Genomic DNA, 16,421 nt, shown 5'->3' with positions numbered 1-16,421 from the left:
TGGTCAGGACGTTGCCGGTGGTCAGGACGTTCACTTGCCGGTGCCGTACTTCTCGCGGATGCCGTCGTAGAACTTGCGCAGGTCGTCGCCGCCCTGCTTGCGCCAGCTCGCGACCGCGTCGGTCCACGCCGAGATCGGCTTCCGGCCGAGCTTGACGTCGGTGATCATGTCGATCATCGGCAGGCCGAGCGAGGAGAACTGGGCCGGTTCGCTGACGTTCATGCCGTAGAACAGCGGCTTCACGGCGTACTTGACCATGTCCGCCTGCCACGCGGCGGCGTCCTTGGTCACCTGGACCGCACCGGACTGCACGGTGCTCGCCGCCGCCGGGCAGGCGAGGAACTGGTAGGTGGTGGCGATCTCCTTGCTGCCCTGCTCGGTCAGCAGCGGGTTGCCGTCGGTCATCGTGTAGTGGGTGCCGGCGGTGCCGAAGTTGACGGTCAGCCACTCGGCGGAGCCGTAGGGCGCGGCCAGGTAGTTGGCGATCGCCAGCAGCTCCTTGATCTGGCCGTCGTTGAGCTTCTTGTTCAGGAAGCTGTACATGCCCGCGCCGTTGCCGAGGTCGACGGTGGGCTTGCCGCCGTCGGCGCTGAACAGCTTGAACGCCTGCCGGTTGTACCCGGGGGCGGCGGCCGAGCCGGACTTGGCGTCGTCGCCGTTCCAGGCGCCGGTGCCGTCGGCGCAGACGGCGACCTTGCCGCTCCAGAAGCGCTGCTTGCCGTTCTGGCTGTTGTTGGCGACGGCGTCGGGGTGCAGGTAGCCGGCCTTCACCATCTTGGCGTGCCAGTTGAGCGCCTCGACGATGCCTTCCGTCTCGTACCGGTGCTGGAGCTTGCCGCCGGAGTCGGTGGTCCACGGGTAGCCTGTGGCGGGGAAGCCGAACATCTGGCAGATGTACGCGGCGTCGTTGCCGAACAGGTCGTCGAACGCCCACTGCCCGGCGCTCGCGTTCGTCAGCGCCTTCCCGATCGCCTCGAGGTCGGCGGCGCTCTTGACATCGGCGGAGACGCCGGCCTTGTCGAAGAGGTCCTTGCGGTAGTAGTACATGCCGGCGATGACCGCGTTGGAGGAGTAGATCGGCAGGCCGTAGAGCTTGCCGTTCCACACCCCGGCCACCCACGCGTTGGTGGAGAGCGCGGCGAGGTTCGGGTACTGCTTGATCTTGTCGCCGGCCAGGTAGGGGGTCAGGTCGGCGAGCTTCGTGCGGACCGCCTCGCCGAAGTTGAGCCGCGTCATGGTCCAGGTCGGGATGTTGATCCAGTCAGGGAGCTTGTCGGCGGCGAACAGCGGCGGCAGCAGGTCCGCGTAGGTGTTGCCGTCGGCCGGCTGCAGCTTCAGGGTCGCGCCGAGCTCCTTGTTGACCGCCTCGTAGTACGCGTTGCCGCTGGAGGGCGGGATCGCACCCCACAGCGGGGTCATCGTCGTGTACGTGCCGCCCTTGCCGACCTGGCCGGTGACGGTCTTCGGCGGGCTGGCCGGGTAGGCGAGGAACGCCGGGTCGGTGGACGCGCCGTTGACGCCGGCGATCACTGGGATGTCGGGCTTGACCAGGTCGCTCGGCGCGTGGGCGGGCAGGGCCTTGGCCAGGTCGCCCTCGCCGGTGGTGCCCGTGGACTTCTCCTTGGGGCTGCCGCAGGCGTCGAGCAGCGGCACGGCCGCGATGACGGCGGCGGAGGTGAGCAGGCTTCGCCGGCTCATCCCCGGGGTCGCTCCGCTTTGCATGGTGGTTCCACCCTCCGGGTGATCGAGGTGCACGATGGGCGATCGGGGCACTGTCAAACGCCACGCGCTGCTGTCGGAAAACTGCCGAGGCACAGTCCGAGCACTGTCGAAGCGCTTCGACGGCGTTCGACTGCCAGACCGTAGGGCATCGACCGCCGTCGGACAAGGACATCGACGACGCCCGCCGTCCCCCCGAGCGAACCGTGCCGTCGAGCGTGAAAGTTTCGTGCCGTTTGACAGCCACCGCCGCGCGGCAGATCATCGAAGCGCTTCGACAGCCCCTGTTCGTGGTGCTCCTGCAGAGTGAGGACGTATGATCGAGCCGGACCTGCTGCGGCGACTCACGCTCGCGGAGAAGGTCGCGATGCTGCACCAGCGGCAGCCGGCCGTGCCGCGGCTCGGGATCGCCGCGTTCCACACCGGCTGCGAGGTGCTGCACGGCGTCGCGTGGCTCGGCCGGGCCACCGTCTTCCCGCAGGCCGTCGGGCTGGGCGCGACCTGGGACCGGGCACTGGTGCGGGCCGTCGGCGAGGCCGCGTCGACGGAGGTCCGCGCCTTCCACCACGACCCGCCGGAGCCGGAGCGGCAGGCCTCGCTCAACGTGTGGGCGCCGGTGGTGAACCTGCTGCGCGACCCGCGGTGGGGGCGCAACGAGGAGGGTTACAGCGAGGACCCGTTCGCCACCGCCGAGCTCGCGGTCGCGTTCTGCACCGGGCTGCGCGGCGACCACCCCCACGTGTGGCGCACCGCCCCGGTCCTCAAGCACTTCCTCGCGTACAACGTGGAGACCGCCCGGGACGTCGCCGACATCGCCGTGCCTGCCCGGGTGCTGCACGAGTACGAGCTGCCGGGGTTCCTCGCCCCGCTGCGCGCCGGCGTGGCGGCCGGGGTGATGCCCGCCTACAACCTGGTCAACGGCGTCCCGAACCACGTGCATCCGCTCCTGCGGTCGCAGCTGCGGGCGGTCGCGCCCGACCTCGTCGTGTGCTCCGACGCGCAGGCACCGTCGAACCTCGTGGACACCGAGCGGTACTTCACGGACCACGCCGAGTCGCACGCCGCCGCGCTGCGCGCCGGGGTCGACAGCTACACCGACAACGGCCCCGACCCGGGACCGACGATCGCCCGCTTCACGTCGGCGTTGCGGCAGGGGCTGATCACTGAGGCCGACGTCGACGCCGCGGTCGGCCGGATCCTGCGGATGCGGGCCGGCACCGGCGAGTTCGACCCGGCGCACGACCCGTACACCGGGATCCGCCGCGACGTCATCGCCTGTGACGCGCACGCCCGGCTGGCCGCCCGCGCCGCCCACGCGGGGGTCGTGCTGCTGAAGAACTCCCCCGGTGCGTTGCCGTGGGCGGATCCCGGCAGCGTCGCGGTCATCGGGCACCTCGGCGACCGGGTGCTCACCGACTGGTACAGCGGCACCCTGCCCTACGCGGTCACCGTCGCCGGCGCGCTGCGCGCCGAGCTCGGCACCGTCTCCACAGTGGACGGCGCCGACCTCATCCGACTGTCCACACCGGACGGCCGGCGCCTCGGCGCGGACGGGACCCTGGGCGAGGGAACGGTCTTCGCGCAGCACGACTGGGGCACCAGTGTGCAGTGCCCGGTCGCCGTGCACACGTTGCAGGACACCGTTTCCGGCCACTACCTGACCGTCGGCGACGACGGCACGGTCGCCGCCACCGCGGTGACCCCCGACGGGTGGGTGGTGCGGGAGCTGTGGGAGCTGCACCCCGCCGGCCCCGGTGAGTTCCTGCTCTGGTCCAACGCGCTCGGCCGGTACGTGAGCGAAGGCCCCGACGGTCGCCTCGTCGCGGACGCGGCGGACGGTGCGCTACGGTTCGTCCGGGAGCTGGTGACGTCCGGCGTGGACGCGGCCGTCGCCGCCGCCCGCGCCGCCGACCGGGTCGTCGTGGTGCTCGGCAACGACCCGCACATCAACGGCCGGGAGACCGTCGACCGCTCGACCCTGCTGCTGCCCCCGGAGCAGGAGACGCTGCTGCGCGCGGTGCTCGCCGCGAACCCGGACACGGTGCTGGCGCTGGTGTCGAGCTACCCGTACGCGATCGACTGGGCGCAGGAGCACGTCCCGGCGATCCTGTGGACCTCACATGCGGGCCAGGAGCTCGGCACCGCGGTCGCCGGCGCGCTCCTCGGCGCGCACAACCCGGGCGGCAGGCTGCCGCAGACCTGGTACCGCGCCGGCACCGAGCTCCCGGCACCGACCGACCACGACATCATCGGCTCCGGCTGGACCTACCAGTACCATCGCGGCCCGGTCCTCTACCCCTTCGGCCACGGCCTGTCCTACACCACCTTCGAGTACAGTCGCCTCACCGTCACCGGCTCCACCGCGACCGTCACGGTCACCAACACCGGCCCCCGCGACGGCGACGAGGTCGTCCAGCTCTACGTCACGCCGCGGTGCTGGCCCGTGCCGGCCCCGGCGCGGAAGCTCATCGGGTTCGAACGGGTGCACCTGACCGCGGGCGCGTCGGCCGACGTACGGTTCGAGATCCCGCCCACCGCCCTGGCCTACTGGTCGGCCGGCGAGAGCCGGTTCGTCACGCCGCCGGGCGCCTACGCGTTCAGCGCCGGCGCCGAACGCGTCGTCGCGACGCGCCCCTGACCCACGCCAGCCGGCGATGCAAGGTTCCCCGAAGGTTCACCGAAGGCCGCGCGCCGACAGTGGCTCGCATGACAACCACACTTCGCATCCGCCACCCGGCACTCGCTGTCACGGTGGCCGCCGCCGGCCTGCTGGCGTCCCCGGCACCGGCGCACGCAACGACCGGGGACCCCTCGGGCGGCGCCGGCTTCATCCAGGCCGACAACCTGCCCAACAACACCAGGTTCATGTTCCAGATCTGGTGAGCCGAGCTGGGCCGCGGACGGTGCGTCCGCGGCCCTCACGACGGTCAGAGGCGGGCGGGTCCCGCCGCGACCGCCTCGCCGACGGCGCCGGCGCGGCGGTCCGTCGCACGCCGTTCACCGGCCGGGTCACGGTCCGCGGCGACCGCCGAGGCCCGCGCGGCCGCCAGGGACTGCTCGCCGGTCACGCCGCCGCGGATGCGGTTGCCGGCGGCGACCCGGGCGGCTGGGGTGTTGCCGGCGAGCTGGAGCTGGCCGTTGATGATGTTGTCCTCCAGGGAGACGCCGCCGGTGGTGTTGGTGATGCTGACGTCCCGGCCGAAGTAGCCGCCGGAGGCGCAGCCGTCGAGGGTGCCGTTCGGACCGAGCTGGACGCCGCCGAGGTTGCCGGCGAAGGTGGCCTTGCCCTTCACGGCGCTGCCGCAGACGACGCTGCCGGTGGCGGTGTTGAGGACCGACAGGGTGCCGTCGATGAAGGAGTCGTGGACGTCGGTGTAGTAGGCGCCGCTGCTGCTGACGTTGCCGGTGACCTGGGTGAGCTGGTCGAGGCGGGCCTCGCCGACGCTGACGGAGACGTTGCCGGTGATCGTCGTGCCCTCCACGAACAGGAAGCCCTCGATCGTGGTCGTGCCCTTGGGGCGCAGCGTCACCGTGCCGCTGGAGCCGTCGCGCAGGTACACGCCGAACCCTCCGGCGGCGAGGACGACCTGGCCGCCGATGCTGGTGCCGGTCGCGTCGAGGTAGCCGTCGGCGCCGACGCGGACCTCGCCGCTGATGCTGCCGTTGTTCACGACCAGGTTGGCGCCCGCGGCGACCTGGACGTTGCCGGTGATCGTGGTCCCCTCCAGGGAGCACGACTCCCCCGCCGGGACGTACAGGTCGTTCGGCACGGTGACCGCGCCGCCGGTGCCGACGCAGTAGGTCACCAGCCCGGCGTTCGCCTGCTGGGCGGCGGACCCGACCAGCGCGGCGGTGGCGGCGAGCGACAGGGCGGCACCCGTCACGAGAGAACGGCGCATCAGGACACTCCTCGGAGAGCGAAGGGAATCGCGGAGCGGGACGCGGCGCGCACGATCGCGCCCTGGTCCCGGCGGGTGAGCACGCCACTGGTCACCAGCGGCGCGGTGACGGCGTCGACGTGCCGGACGAATGCCGCGTGGTCGGGGTAGGAGCCGTGCTCGGCGATCAGGTCGTTGACCGTGCACCCGTCGCCGGTGTCGGCGTTGGCGACCCCGGAGTCGATCCCGCCGATGACGACCGTCGGCCGGTCGTCGGAGTTCGGGCAGGCGTCGGTGCCGGGCGGCACGACGGTGAACGTCACGGTCCGCGGTGCGGAGACGTTCGACGCCTGGTCGGTGGCGCGGTAACGGACGCTGTGCGGACCGGCGGCGCTGACGACGACAGGCCCGCTGTACACGGTCCAGTCCCCGCCGTCGAGCGCGTACTCGACGGAGCGGACCCCGGACTGCGTGTCGGTCGCGGTGATCGTGACGGTCGCCGGGCCGGTCCCGGTCACCGTCGCGGTCACGGAGGGCGGCGTGGTGTCCTCCACCGGCGGCTCGGTGACGGTGAACGTCACCATCCCCTCCGGCGAGAGGTTCCCGGCCACGTCCCTGGCCCGGTAGTGCAGCATGTGCGCGCCGGGAGCGGTGACGGTGACCGGCGTCGTGTACGCCACCCAGGCGCCACCGTCCAGCGACGTCTCCACGCGGGCGACCCCTGACTCGCCGTCGGTCGCCGTGACCGTCACCGTCGCGGACCTGGTGCCGTCTCCGGCGACAGCCGCGGTCACGGTGGGCGGCGTGGTGTCCACCGGGCCGGGTTCGGTGACGCTGAACCGCACCGACCCGGTCGCCGACAGGTTGCCCGCGACGTCCGTGGCGCGGTACTGCACCGAGTGGTCGCCGACCGCGGTCACCACCACCGGCGCGGTGTACGGCTGGAAGCCGGTGTCGTCGAGCTGGTACTCCACCGACGCCACCCCTGAGCCGCTGTCGGTGGCGGTGACCGTGACGGTCTTCGCGAAAGTGCCGGTGACGGTCGCGGTGACCGTCGGCGGGGTGGTGTCGCCGCCTCCGCCGCCGGTGACCACGAGCTCGCCGACCATCAGGCTGTGCCCGGGGATGGAGCAGAAGTAGCGGTACCGGCCGGGTGTCAGCGTGACGTCGACCTGGTGCCGTCCGTTGCTCGCGTCGAACGGGTTGGCGAGGATGTTGACGGTGACGTCGTGGTTGTACCCCTCCGTCGAGGTGTCGAAGGTGAGCGTGTGCGGCATCCCGGTGGTGTTGCCGGTCGCCGCGCTGTTCTCGAACACGATCGTGGCGGGTCCGGCGACGGCCTCGCTGGGCGCCGTCTTGTACCGGGTGATCTCCCCGTCGGTCGTCCAGGTGAGGACCTGGTCGGCGGCGTGCGCGGTCGACGCCGGCAGCGCGCCGCCCAGCAGCACGATGACGATCAGCACTATCCGGCGCAGCTTCACAGCGACCTCACCCGCAGGTTGCGAAACTCCATGACGTCGGTGGTGCCGTGGTTCTGCAGGCCGAGGAAGCCGCTGGTGAACTGCCGCAGGTCCGTGGACGGGTCACCGGCGCGGGAGGACTGCTTGCCCGGCGTGTTGTCGAACTCGTTGATGACCACGCCGTTGCGGGCGATCGTGTAGTGCTGCCCGACGACGCGGACCTCGTACTCGTTCCACACGCCCTTGGCGGTCGCGCTCCCGAGCGCCGGCACCGGGTCGAAGTTGTAGATGGAGCCGGTCTTCTGCGGTTCGCCGGTGTCGCCGTCGTACAGCTGGATCTCGTGGCCGCAGTAGATGGCGACCCAGGCCGGCGACGTCCGGGCCGAGCCGACGGTCCCGCAGCTGCCCGCGGGCCGCTGCTCCAGGGGTGTCCGCGGGTCGGGGAACCGGGCGAAGACGCCGCTGTTGGCGCGGGCCGTCCCCGGGGCAATGTCCCGGAACTGGAGCTTGAACGAGAAGTCCCCGAATTCCCGGGCGCCGTACCAGAGCATCCCGAGCCCGCCGTCGGTGCGCAGCGTCCCGTCGGCCTGGAGCACGAACTGCCCCGACGGTGCCTGCACCCATCCGCGCAGCGACTCCGGGGTGCCGTCGAAGATCGCCTCGTAACCGGTGTGGCCGGTCCGTCCGATCGGTCCCGCGGCGGCGGTACGGGTGAGCGCCCCCGCCTCCCGCCCGTTGAGCACCCCGGCGGCGACCAGGCGGTCGGCGACGGCGGAGACGTGCCGCACGAAGCCGTCGTGGTCGGCCCAGGTGCTCTCGTCGTCGATGAGGTCGTCGACGGTGCAGTGCCCGCCGGCGGTGCGGTTGGCGACGCCGGTGTCGGTGTCGCCGATGCGGACCGTGGCGCCGCTGTCCGGCACGGGGCAGTCGACGTCGACAGTGGTGCGCACCTCCACCGTCGACCCGCCGGCGTAGGTGACGGTGAGTTTCGCGGTGTACGAGCCGACGCGGGCAAACGTGTGCCGCGGGTTCGCCTCGGTGGAGGTGCCGCCGTCGCCGAAGTCCCAGCGCCAGGAGACGCCGCCGGAGCGGGCGCCGTTGAACGCGTAGGTGAGCGGCTTGTTGTGCACCGCCACCGCCGTCGCCGCCGGCACCGGGGTCGCCGGGCCGCCCTGGTACGCCACCCGGATCAGCTTCTGGTTGGGGTGCAGGCTGAAGAAGCCGCCGCCGTAGTCGAGCAGGTAGAGGGCGCCGTCCGCGCCGAACTTCGCGTCCATCCAGCTCTGCAGCCGGTTGTCACCGCTGCCGGACGGGATGATGGCGCGCAGCGACTCGGCGAACACCGGCGGCGCAGCCGCGGCCACCCCGGCCGGGTCGACGGTCACCGCGATCCGGTTGGCGGCGTTGGACTCGTCGCCGATGAACCACTTGCCGTCCCAGTACGCCGGCCACGCGACGCCGCTGTTCTGGTTCACCAGCGAGCGGTGGTAGCTGGGCCCGGACATGACGGCCTGCCCGCCGCCGCGCAGGTAGGGCTGCGTGTAGGTGGCGTCGGCCGCGACGTACGTCGGGACGCCGCTGCCGTCGGCGCGCGGCGGGAAGACCGGGCCGCCGCCGTCGGGCGAGTACCAGATCATGTTGTTCTTCACCGGCGGCAGGTCGACCAGGCCGGTGTTGCGGGGCGAGGTGTTGCGCGGGTGGGCGCAGTCGTACCAGCCGGTGAGGACCGTCGCGTCGGTGTCGCTGCGGTCGCGGTACGGCTGGCTGTTGCCCATGCAGTACGGCCAGCCGTGGTTGCCGGCCTCGGTGATGACGGTCGCGGTCTCGTACTTCGCGGGACCGAGCGTCGGGCTCGGCGACGCCGCGTCCGGGCCGACCCACGCGGCCGTGAGCCAGTGGCGGACCGGGTCCCACTGCAGCCGGGCGATGTTGCGCACGCCCATCACGTAGATCTCGGGGCGGGTCTTGTCGGTGCCGGGCGGGAACAGGTTCCCGGCCGGGATCGTGTACGTGCCGCCGGGCTCAGGGTGGATGCGCAGGATCTTGCCGTTGAGGTCGTTGGTGTTGCCGGCGGTGCGCCGCGCGTCCTGGAACGACGTGCCCGCGAACTCCGCGGTCCAGTTGTTGCCGGAGTAGCCGCTGGAGCCCTCGGAGGAGTTGCTGTCGCCGGAGCCGACGTACAGGTTGCCGGCCTCGTCGAACGCCATCCCGCCGCCGGCGTGGCAGCAGCTGTGGATCTGCACCGGCCACTGGATCAGGTCCTTGCGGGTGGCCTGGTCGATGCTCTGCGCGGCCCTGTCGTAGGTGAACCGCGAGATGGTCCGCCGGCCGATCCGCGTCTGCCGGTCGATGGAGGCGTGCGGCATCCAGTACACGTACAGCCAGCCGTTCTGGGCGAAGCCGGGGTCGGCGACGACGCCGAGCAGCCCCTCCTCGTTCTTCACCAGCTCCGAGCCGCTGCCGCGGTTGCCCATCACCGGCAGGGTCGTCAGGAGCTTGACCGTCTTCGCCGCCGGGTCGTACCGGTGGATGGTGCCGCAGCCGAGGCCGACGTTCGGGTCGGCCCAGTCGACGACCGGCCCGCCCGGGCAGGCGGCCTTGCCGACGTAGAAGACCGACCCGTCGGGCGCGACGGTCAGGCCGTGCGCCTCGCCGATCTGGTCCAGCTGGCCGGTCTGGTTCGCGGCGGTGAGCCGCTCGACGCGGTAGTTGGCGGCGATCGTCGCCTGGCAGTCGCCGCGCTCGACACCCGTGGTCCAGCGCAGCGCGCCGCCGAGGTGGGCGCGGAAGTCCCGCTCGGCGTAGCTGCCCTCGGTGTGGCCCATGCCGGTGTAGAAGGACCGGCCGCCGTCGTAGTCACGGCACCACGACACCGGGTGGAACGCGCCGTTGGCGCCCGCGCCGGCGGTGTGCTTCCACTCCTCGACCTGCGCCACGGTGTGCACCGTGCCGACGGGGTTCGGGTCCCAGTTGTACCAGCGGTCGGAGCGGGTCAGCTTCAGCGGCAGCGACGCGGTCGCCGGGTGCTGCCGGTCCAGGACGTCCACGACGCTGCTCTGCACGGCCGGCGGGGCGGGCGGCTCGGCGTCACCGGCGAAGAGGCGCAGGTCGGCGAGCTGGATGATCGGCTCGCCGCTGTTGGCGGTGATGTTCAGCCGGTACCGCGGGTACACCGTCGTGTTGGTGACGTCGAACCGGCGGGTCTGGAACCGCTCGGCGAACGTCTGCCCGGTCCGCCGGTCCAGGTCGACCCAGGTCTGCCCGTCGGTGGAGCCCTGCAGGGTCCAGTCCTTCGGGTCGCGGCCGGGGAAGTCGTTGGCCGCCGTCAGCGCGTAGCCGTTCACGGCCGTCGGGGTGCTCAGCTGGTACGCGACCCAGCCGGTCGTGGCGAACGTCAGCCACTTCGTGCCGGAGTTGCCGTCGGCCAGCTTCTCCTTCGTCTCGTTCGGCGGGTTCTCGGCGCTGGCGGTCACGGCGCCGACGGGCAGCGCGTTGGGGATCGCGCCGACGGGCCGGGTGCCGATGAGCCCGGTGAACCAGGTCGAGTCCGGCTGGGCCTTGGCGGCGTCGCCGATGCCGAGGAAGCCGCCGCCGGCCTTGACGTAGGACTGCAGCGCGCTCTCCTGGTCGCGGCTGAGCACCGCACCGGTGGCGGAGAGGAAGACCACGCCGCGGTACTTGGCGAGGCTGTCGGCGGTGAAGTCGGCGGGGTTCTCCGACTCGGTCACCTCGATGCCGCTGTCGGCCGCCACCTCGGTGATCTCTTCGGCGGCGCGGGACACCGGATCCAGCTGTTCGGTGGCGGGGCCGTGGAACAGCAGGACCTTCGGCTGTTCGGCGGGCACCGCGGCTGCGGGTTCGGCTTTGAAGATCGGTTGGGCGGTGTTCAGAAGGGTCAGCGCGACGGCGGCGGCGACCGTGCGCCGCCAGGTGGTGAACCTCATGAGGCTCCTTCGTCGGTTGGCGGCTCAGCCGCCGTGGACGTGGATGGCGGGGTCGTGCGCGTGGCCGTGGAAGCGGTCGATGGCCTCCTGTGCGCCGGGCGGCATGCTGCCGTCGGCGTCGCGCACCAGGAACAGGCCGGCCATCCCGGTGTCGGAGTGGGCCTGGACGTGGCAGTGGTACATCCACGCGCCCGGCCCGACGCCCTCCCCGGCGAGCACCTGGAACCCGAACGAGCTGCCCGGGTTGAGGTCCTTGTTGTCGATGACGAGGCTCGGGTCGGCCGGGCCCTCCAGCATCCCGGTGCGGTTGTCCGCCCACCGGTGGGCGTGCAGGTGGAACGTGTGGAAGAGGCTGCCGTGACCGATGGCGGTCCACTCGACCCGCTGCCCGAGGTTCGCCTCGAACATCGGCGTGTCCGGCGCCACCCGGTTGTTGATCTGCATGTCGTTGAACACGACGGTGAACTGCTTGTCGGGCAGGATGTCGCCGCGGCGCCGGACGGTCAGCGCGCCGTACAGCCCGCGCGCCACGCCCCCGGTGCCGTGGTCGGTGCCCATCGCGTGGTCGTGGTAGTGCCAGTAGCCGGCGCTGCCGGGCATGAACCGCCGCCCCGCCGCGGCGGTCATCTCGTGCGACCGCCAGGTGTAGGTCCTGGTCTCGCCCGGATTGTTGAACGAGTTGTGCAGCGGGCTGCCGTCGGACTCGGTGCTGTAGTCGACGCCGTGCGGGTGGATCGACAGCCGCTGGTTCGTCGTGTTGACCAGGGTGACCTCGAGCGTGTCCCCCTCGTACATCTCCAGCGTCGGCCCCGGGACGGTGGCCTGCCCGGGGGCGAGCCCGTAGCCGTACAGGTTGCCCGGCAGCGCCTCGGCGTAGATCGTCACCCGGCGGGTCGCCCCCACGGCCATCGCGGGTAGGCCCTGGTGCTGCGGGGACCGGGCGAGCGCGGGCGTCAGCGCGGTGCCGAGCCCGGCCGCCGATGCCGCCAGGGCACCCCCGACCAGCATCGATCTTCGCGACGTACGTCGACGGAACATCCATCCCCCTTCGGTCTCGCGCGAGGGGGGTGCACGCGCCTGGGCAGGCTCGATCACCGCCAGGCATCCCCGTCACGTGGACATCAATCGACTTCTGTCGATTCGCTGCCAACTTATGTACGGGGTGAGCAAAAGTAAAGACTTGCATCTATAAAGATGGCACTCTATGAACAGAAGTCCACTGTAGTGCACGAACCGGACACCCGGATATGTAAAATCTTGCCATAGCCCGCAGCCACCGGATCTTGGCGATCCGCCCGGCGACGGCGCCGCCCGCATGCCCGCACCGATGCGGGCCAGCACTTCCTCGGACACCGGCCATCACGCGGCAGGATTTACGCTGTGGCCGGCGGCCACCACGACGTGTATCTTCCGCGCGTGAAGTTGAAGATCGCGATCGGGGTGGCTGTCGCACTCGTGGTGTCGTGCTGCGGTTTCGCGCTGTACCGGCGCTTCGCCCCGAATCATCACGCCTCCGGCGACAAAGGCTGTTACGCGAGCACGACCGACGCCGACACGGTCGCGCCCTCGCGCTGCGGCGAGCCGCACGAGGCCGAGATGGTCGACTTCTTCTACCCCGACGGCGCCGACGCGGGCTGTCACCGGTCGGCCGAGGACTTCCTCGGCGGGCCGCTCGCGGACGCCCGGATCGAACTTCGCCTGCTCAACTACGAACGCGAGGACTTCACCTCGCTGGCGTGCGCGCTGATCGTCGTCAGCGACTCCGAAGGTACCGATGCGGTACACACCGGGAGCCTGCGGGGCGCCATGAGCGGGGACCGGCCGATGGCGATCACCTGCGGCCACTACACCGGCGGCACGCTGAAGTACCTGACGTGCGCCGAGGCGCACTCGGCGGAGTACGTCGGGTCCGTTGCCGACGGCGGCGACCACGACACCAGCTGCCGGCAGGCCGCCGCGGCCTACCTGGGGCTGACCCCCGACGAGTTCGCAACCCGCCGCGATCTGCGGTCAGACTGGCTGACCACGCCGCGCGACGGCCACCGGACCGGCTGCGTCGTGGTGGCGGCGTCCGGCAACGACGTCCTGACCGGCTCGGTCAAAGACCTCCGTGCCGGCCCGCTCCCAGCTTGAGGCCGCAGTGATCGTCAACGTGGGCGGCGCCGTGGTCGAGGTGTCCAAGGCCGGTGCGGCGGACTTCACCGAATGGCACGACAGCCAGCGCGAGCGCCGCGTGGCGGGCGTGTCCGGCGTCGACTTCGATCGCTGGGCGCTGATCGGGCTGCGGTTCACCGGGCTGATCAAGGTCCGCGAGTTCGTCGACGGCGACCAGCCCATGAACATGTTGCGAGGGCAGGCATGATGGGATCGATGGCGACGATACGACAGCTCCAGCACGCCGATGCGCCGGCCGTGGCGGCGCTCATCGAACGCTGCCTCCGCGAGGTCAACAGCCGCGACTATCCGGCCGAGATCATCGAGCGGATGTGTGCGCACTTCACCGAGCACCGGATCAGGGAACTCGCCACGCGGCGGGAGGTGTTCGTCGCTGAAGCGGACGGGATCGTCGGGACGGTCTCCCGCGACGGCAACAAGGTCTACACCATGTTCGTGCACCTGCGAGCCGCCGGACGCGGCATCGGCCGCGCCTTGATGCGTCACATCGAGGCGCTGGCCGTCTCCGACGGCTACGACCACATGGAGACCGGCGCGAGCATCACCGCGCACGCCTTCTATCACCGGCTCGGCTACGTCGACGTCCGCTCCACCGACACGGACTTCGGCCTCAACCACATCCTGCGCCGGAACCTGCCCTGACTGGGTGGCCGCGTCGCCGGTACGGGCTGAGCCGTCAGGCACTCCTTGCCGCGACAAGCTCGCCTTCGCCGGTGGAGGTGGGATGATCGGCGGCGTGCTCCCGCTGCCTCAGCCCGACGACCTGAGTTCGCTCGTGCTTCGAACCGACTTCACCGATGACGCCGCTTGGGCTGAGGTTCTGGCCGCTGTCGGCGACGACGGCGCGACCTACGTCAGCGACCGCCGCTACGCCGGCGTGACCATCCAGGCGCTCGTCGATGTGGATGCCGCCGCTGCCGAGGACGACAAGCTGACGTACCTGTTCATCGCCGACGCGGCCACCATGGCCGACGCCGAGCGGCGGCTGCTGGCCGTCGATCTGTTCGACGAGCCCGGCCGGACGTTCCGGGTGCCGCCTAGCTGGTACGCCGATGTCTCCGCCAACCTCAGCATCGCGAACCTGAGCTTCTGGGAGTTCGCCGACGCCGCGGACGAGTCCGGCACCTATCGGGGCTCCGGCGCCGAGTAGCCGCCTCAGCGGCCCGCTGTCTTCGCCTGGTACATGGCGGCGTCGGCGGCGGAGAGGATCTCGTCGGCGCTGGTGCGGTCGCCGCACGGTGTGCAGCCGATGCTGACGCCGACGCGCACGGCGCGGCCCGCGACGGTGCAGGGCGCGGCGATCGACGCCTTGAGCCGGTCCGCGATGCGGTCGAGCTGCTCCGGCGCGGCGACCTCGGCGACGAGCACGACGAACTCGTCGCCGCCGAAGCGGGCCGCCACGTCGCCGGTGCGCAGGGAGCGGCGGATCCGCTCGGCGACGTGGACGAGCAGTTCGTCGCCGGCGGCGTGGCCGAGCCGGTCGTTGACCTGCTTGAACCCGTCGAGGTCGAGGAACAGCACGGCGAAGCGGCGGTCCGCGGCGCGCACCGCCCGCCCATGGCCACCTCCGCTCTCCGTATCGGCAACCGTGGCGGCCGTCTTCGGTGAACCGGGCGGGAACACCGGATCTGGGACCGGTTGCGGTACCGGTTGCGCCATGCGCCCATCCGTCGCGCGAGCAGCCGAGAGAGCGCTCTCTCCAACCCTTTGGAGCGGGCCCACATGCACTTCTGTTAACACTCTGAACAGGTAAAACAATCATTGACACCAGGATCGCATGCTCGCTACAAAGCTTGAGAGCGCTCTCACGAGACACCCCCGCTCTTGGAGGATTCCGCCAATGCCCCCTGCTGTGCGCCCCCTGGCGCTCGCCGCCGTCCTGGCCGCGACCGCCGCCGTCACCGTCAACGCCTACGCTGCCGTCCCGTCGGCCCCGTCCGGCTGGACGCTGCAGTGGAGCGACGACTTCACCGGCTCGGCCGGCACCCTGCCGTCATCGACGAACTGGCTCTACACCACCGGCACCCAGTACCCGAACGGGCCGGCCAACTTCGGCACCGGTGAGATCCAGAGCTACACCACCAGCACGCAGAACCTCGCCCTCGACGGCTCCGGCAACCTGAAGATCACCCCGATCAGGTCCGGCTCCGGGCAGTGGACGTCCGCCCGCATCGAGACGCGACGGACGAACTTCAAGGCGCCGTCCGGCGGCGTCATGCGCATCGAGGGCCGCCTGCAGATGCCGAACGTCACCGGCGCCGCCGCCGCGGGGTACTGGCCGGCGTTCTGGGCCCTCGGCTCGCCCTACCGGGGCAACTACTGGAACTGGCCCGGCATCGGCGAGCTGGACATCATGGAGAACGTCAACGGCGTGAACCAGGTCTGGGGGACGCTGCACTGCGGCGTCAACCCCGGCGGTCCGTGCAACGAGACCACCGGCCTCGGCGGGACCCGGACCTGCCCGACCAGCGCCTGCCAGGGCAACTTCCACACCTACGCGATCGAGTGGGACGCGAGCGTCAGCCCCCAGGTGCTGCGCTGGTACGTCGACGGCGTCCAGTTCTTCTCCGTGAGCCAGAGCCAGGTCGGCTCGTACTGGTCGGACATGACCAGTCACGAGGGCTACTTCATCCTGCTCAACGTCGCCATGGGCGGCGCCTTCCCCAACGGCGTCGCCGGCTACTCCACCCCCACCGGCAGCACCACGTCCGGCATGCCGATGCTGGTCGACTACGTCGCCGTGTACACCAAGGGCGGCGGCTCGAACCCGACGCCGACCGCCACGGCGACGCCGACCCCGACGGCGACCCAGACGGGTGGCGGCCGCAGCGCCTACAGCACCATCCAGGCCGAGTCCTACAACGCGCAGTCCGGCGTGGTGGCCGGCAGCGACCAGATCGGGTACCTCGCCAACGGTGACTGGACCCGCTACGACAACGTCGACTTCGGCAGCGCCTCGCCGAAGGACTTCCTCGCCCGCGTCTCGTCCGGCGCCGCCGGCGGTGTCAGCGGCACCGTCGAGGTCCGCCTCGACAGCGTCGGCAACGCCCCGGTCGCGAGCTTCTCCGTCGCCAACACCGGCGGCTGGAGCAGCTTCCGCGAGATCCCGGGCAACCTGACGTCGCAGGTCACCGGCCGGCACACGGTGTTCCTGCGCTTCAGCAGCGGCCAGCCGGCCGACTTCGTCAACGTCGACTGGTTCGTGTTCCGCAGGTAACACCATCCGAGCGCCGGTGGTCACAGTG

Annotated in this window: 12 protein-coding genes and 1 pseudogene; 7 read left to right on the top strand and 6 right to left on the bottom strand. The window is 71.2% G+C overall.

Annotation, left to right across the window (positions count from 1 at the left end):
* Positions 1-30 precede the first annotated feature (30 nt).
* Positions 31-1,698, bottom strand: a complete 1,668-nt coding sequence (locus tag ACFY3L_RS02670) for a hypothetical protein (protein ID WP_389317994.1) — start codon at positions 1,696-1,698, stop codon at positions 31-33.
* Between the two features lie 337 nt (positions 1,699-2,035).
* Here ACFY3L_RS02670 and ACFY3L_RS02665 point away from each other — a divergent pair, with 337 nt between their 5' ends.
* Together ACFY3L_RS02665 and ACFY3L_RS02660 are read left to right on the top strand one after the other, a co-directional pair.
* Positions 2,036-4,357, top strand: a complete 2,322-nt coding sequence (locus tag ACFY3L_RS02665; RefSeq protein WP_389317992.1) for a glycoside hydrolase family 3 C-terminal domain-containing protein — start codon at positions 2,036-2,038, stop codon at positions 4,355-4,357.
* 68 nt (positions 4,358-4,425) lie between these two features.
* The gene (locus ACFY3L_RS02660; protein WP_389317990.1) at positions 4,426-4,602 is read left to right on the top strand and encodes a hypothetical protein; all 177 of its coding nucleotides are present in this window, start codon (positions 4,426-4,428) and stop codon (positions 4,600-4,602) included.
* Positions 4,603-4,646: 44 nt separating this feature from the next.
* On the opposite strand, the gene ACFY3L_RS02655 is transcribed toward ACFY3L_RS02660, so the two are convergent.
* From ACFY3L_RS02655 to ACFY3L_RS02640, 4 genes and pseudogenes are all read right to left on the bottom strand, one after another.
* Positions 4,647-5,618, bottom strand: a complete 972-nt coding sequence (locus ACFY3L_RS02655) for a hypothetical protein (protein WP_389317988.1) — start codon at positions 5,616-5,618, stop codon at positions 4,647-4,649.
* Positions 5,619-5,878: 260 nt separating this feature from the next.
* A pseudogene (locus ACFY3L_RS02650) lies at positions 5,879-7,030 on the bottom strand (OmpL47-type beta-barrel domain-containing protein); the annotation flags it as partial.
* Positions 7,031-7,074: 44 nt separating this feature from the next.
* Positions 7,075-11,001 (bottom strand): ThuA domain-containing protein, encoded by a 3,927-nt coding sequence (locus tag ACFY3L_RS02645; protein WP_389317986.1) that lies wholly within the window; start codon positions 10,999-11,001, stop codon positions 7,075-7,077.
* A 24-nt stretch (positions 11,002-11,025) separates the two neighbouring features.
* Positions 11,026-12,009 (bottom strand): multicopper oxidase domain-containing protein, encoded by a 984-nt coding sequence (locus tag ACFY3L_RS02640; RefSeq protein WP_389317985.1) that lies wholly within the window; start codon positions 12,007-12,009, stop codon positions 11,026-11,028.
* Positions 12,010-12,417: 408 nt separating this feature from the next.
* Here ACFY3L_RS02640 and ACFY3L_RS02635 point away from each other — a divergent pair, with 408 nt between their 5' ends.
* From ACFY3L_RS02635 to ACFY3L_RS02620, 4 genes are all read left to right on the top strand, one after another.
* The gene (locus ACFY3L_RS02635; protein WP_389317983.1) at positions 12,418-13,134 is read left to right on the top strand and encodes a septum formation family protein; all 717 of its coding nucleotides are present in this window, start codon (positions 12,418-12,420) and stop codon (positions 13,132-13,134) included.
* Positions 13,112-13,363 (top strand): hypothetical protein, encoded by a 252-nt coding sequence (locus ACFY3L_RS02630; protein WP_389317981.1) that lies wholly within the window; start codon positions 13,112-13,114, stop codon positions 13,361-13,363. Before ACFY3L_RS02635 ends, ACFY3L_RS02630 begins: the two co-directional genes overlap by 23 nt.
* 8 nt (positions 13,364-13,371) lie before the next feature.
* The gene (locus tag ACFY3L_RS02625) at positions 13,372-13,818 is read left to right on the top strand and encodes a GNAT family N-acetyltransferase (protein ID WP_389317979.1); all 447 of its coding nucleotides are present in this window, start codon (positions 13,372-13,374) and stop codon (positions 13,816-13,818) included.
* 82 nt (positions 13,819-13,900) lie between these two features.
* Entirely contained in the window at positions 13,901-14,326 is a 426-nt protein-coding gene (locus tag ACFY3L_RS02620) for a DUF6924 domain-containing protein (protein WP_389317977.1), read from the top strand.
* Between the two features lie 5 nt (positions 14,327-14,331).
* On the opposite strand, the gene ACFY3L_RS02615 is transcribed toward ACFY3L_RS02620, so the two are convergent.
* Positions 14,332-14,724 carry a diguanylate cyclase gene (locus ACFY3L_RS02615; RefSeq protein ID WP_389317975.1) on the bottom strand — a complete coding sequence of 131 codons (393 nt, stop codon included), beginning with the start codon at positions 14,722-14,724 and terminating at the stop codon, positions 14,332-14,334.
* 292 nt (positions 14,725-15,016) lie between these two features.
* Here ACFY3L_RS02615 and ACFY3L_RS02610 point away from each other — a divergent pair, with 292 nt between their 5' ends.
* The gene (locus ACFY3L_RS02610) at positions 15,017-16,393 is read left to right on the top strand and encodes a carbohydrate-binding protein (RefSeq protein ID WP_389317973.1); all 1,377 of its coding nucleotides are present in this window, start codon (positions 15,017-15,019) and stop codon (positions 16,391-16,393) included.
* The last annotated feature ends 28 nt before the right edge of the window (positions 16,394-16,421 follow it).

The sequence above is a fragment of the Dactylosporangium sp. NPDC000521 genome, assembly GCF_042898305.1.
GTDB lineage: Bacteria > Actinomycetota > Actinomycetes > Mycobacteriales > Micromonosporaceae > Dactylosporangium.
This window is presented reverse-complemented; position numbering and strand designations above follow the sequence as displayed.

What these genes read in the sequence shown, in the direction of transcription:
- ACFY3L_RS02620 (WP_389317977.1), top strand. Translation starts at nt 13,901, where the DNA reads ATGATCGGCGGCGTGCTCCCGCTGCCTCAGCCCGACGACCTGAGTTCG.
- ACFY3L_RS02610 (WP_389317973.1), top strand. Translation starts at nt 15,017, where the DNA reads ATGCCCCCTGCTGTGCGCCCCCTGGCGCTCGCCGCCGTCCTGGCCGCG.
- ACFY3L_RS02660 (WP_389317990.1), top strand. Translation starts at nt 4,426, where the DNA reads ATGACAACCACACTTCGCATCCGCCACCCGGCACTCGCTGTCACGGTG.
- ACFY3L_RS02625 (WP_389317979.1), top strand. Translation starts at nt 13,372, where the DNA reads ATGGCGACGATACGACAGCTCCAGCACGCCGATGCGCCGGCCGTGGCG.
- ACFY3L_RS02670 (WP_389317994.1), bottom strand. Translation starts at nt 1,698, where the DNA reads ATGAGCCGGCGAAGCCTGCTCACCTCCGCCGCCGTCATCGCGGCCGTG.
- ACFY3L_RS02655 (WP_389317988.1), bottom strand. Translation starts at nt 5,618, where the DNA reads ATGCGCCGTTCTCTCGTGACGGGTGCCGCCCTGTCGCTCGCCGCCACC.
- ACFY3L_RS02665 (WP_389317992.1), top strand. Translation starts at nt 2,036, where the DNA reads ATGATCGAGCCGGACCTGCTGCGGCGACTCACGCTCGCGGAGAAGGTC.
- ACFY3L_RS02640 (WP_389317985.1), bottom strand. Translation starts at nt 12,009, where the DNA reads ATGCTGGTCGGGGGTGCCCTGGCGGCATCGGCGGCCGGGCTCGGCACC.
- ACFY3L_RS02645 (WP_389317986.1), bottom strand. Translation starts at nt 11,001, where the DNA reads ATGAGGTTCACCACCTGGCGGCGCACGGTCGCCGCCGCCGTCGCGCTG.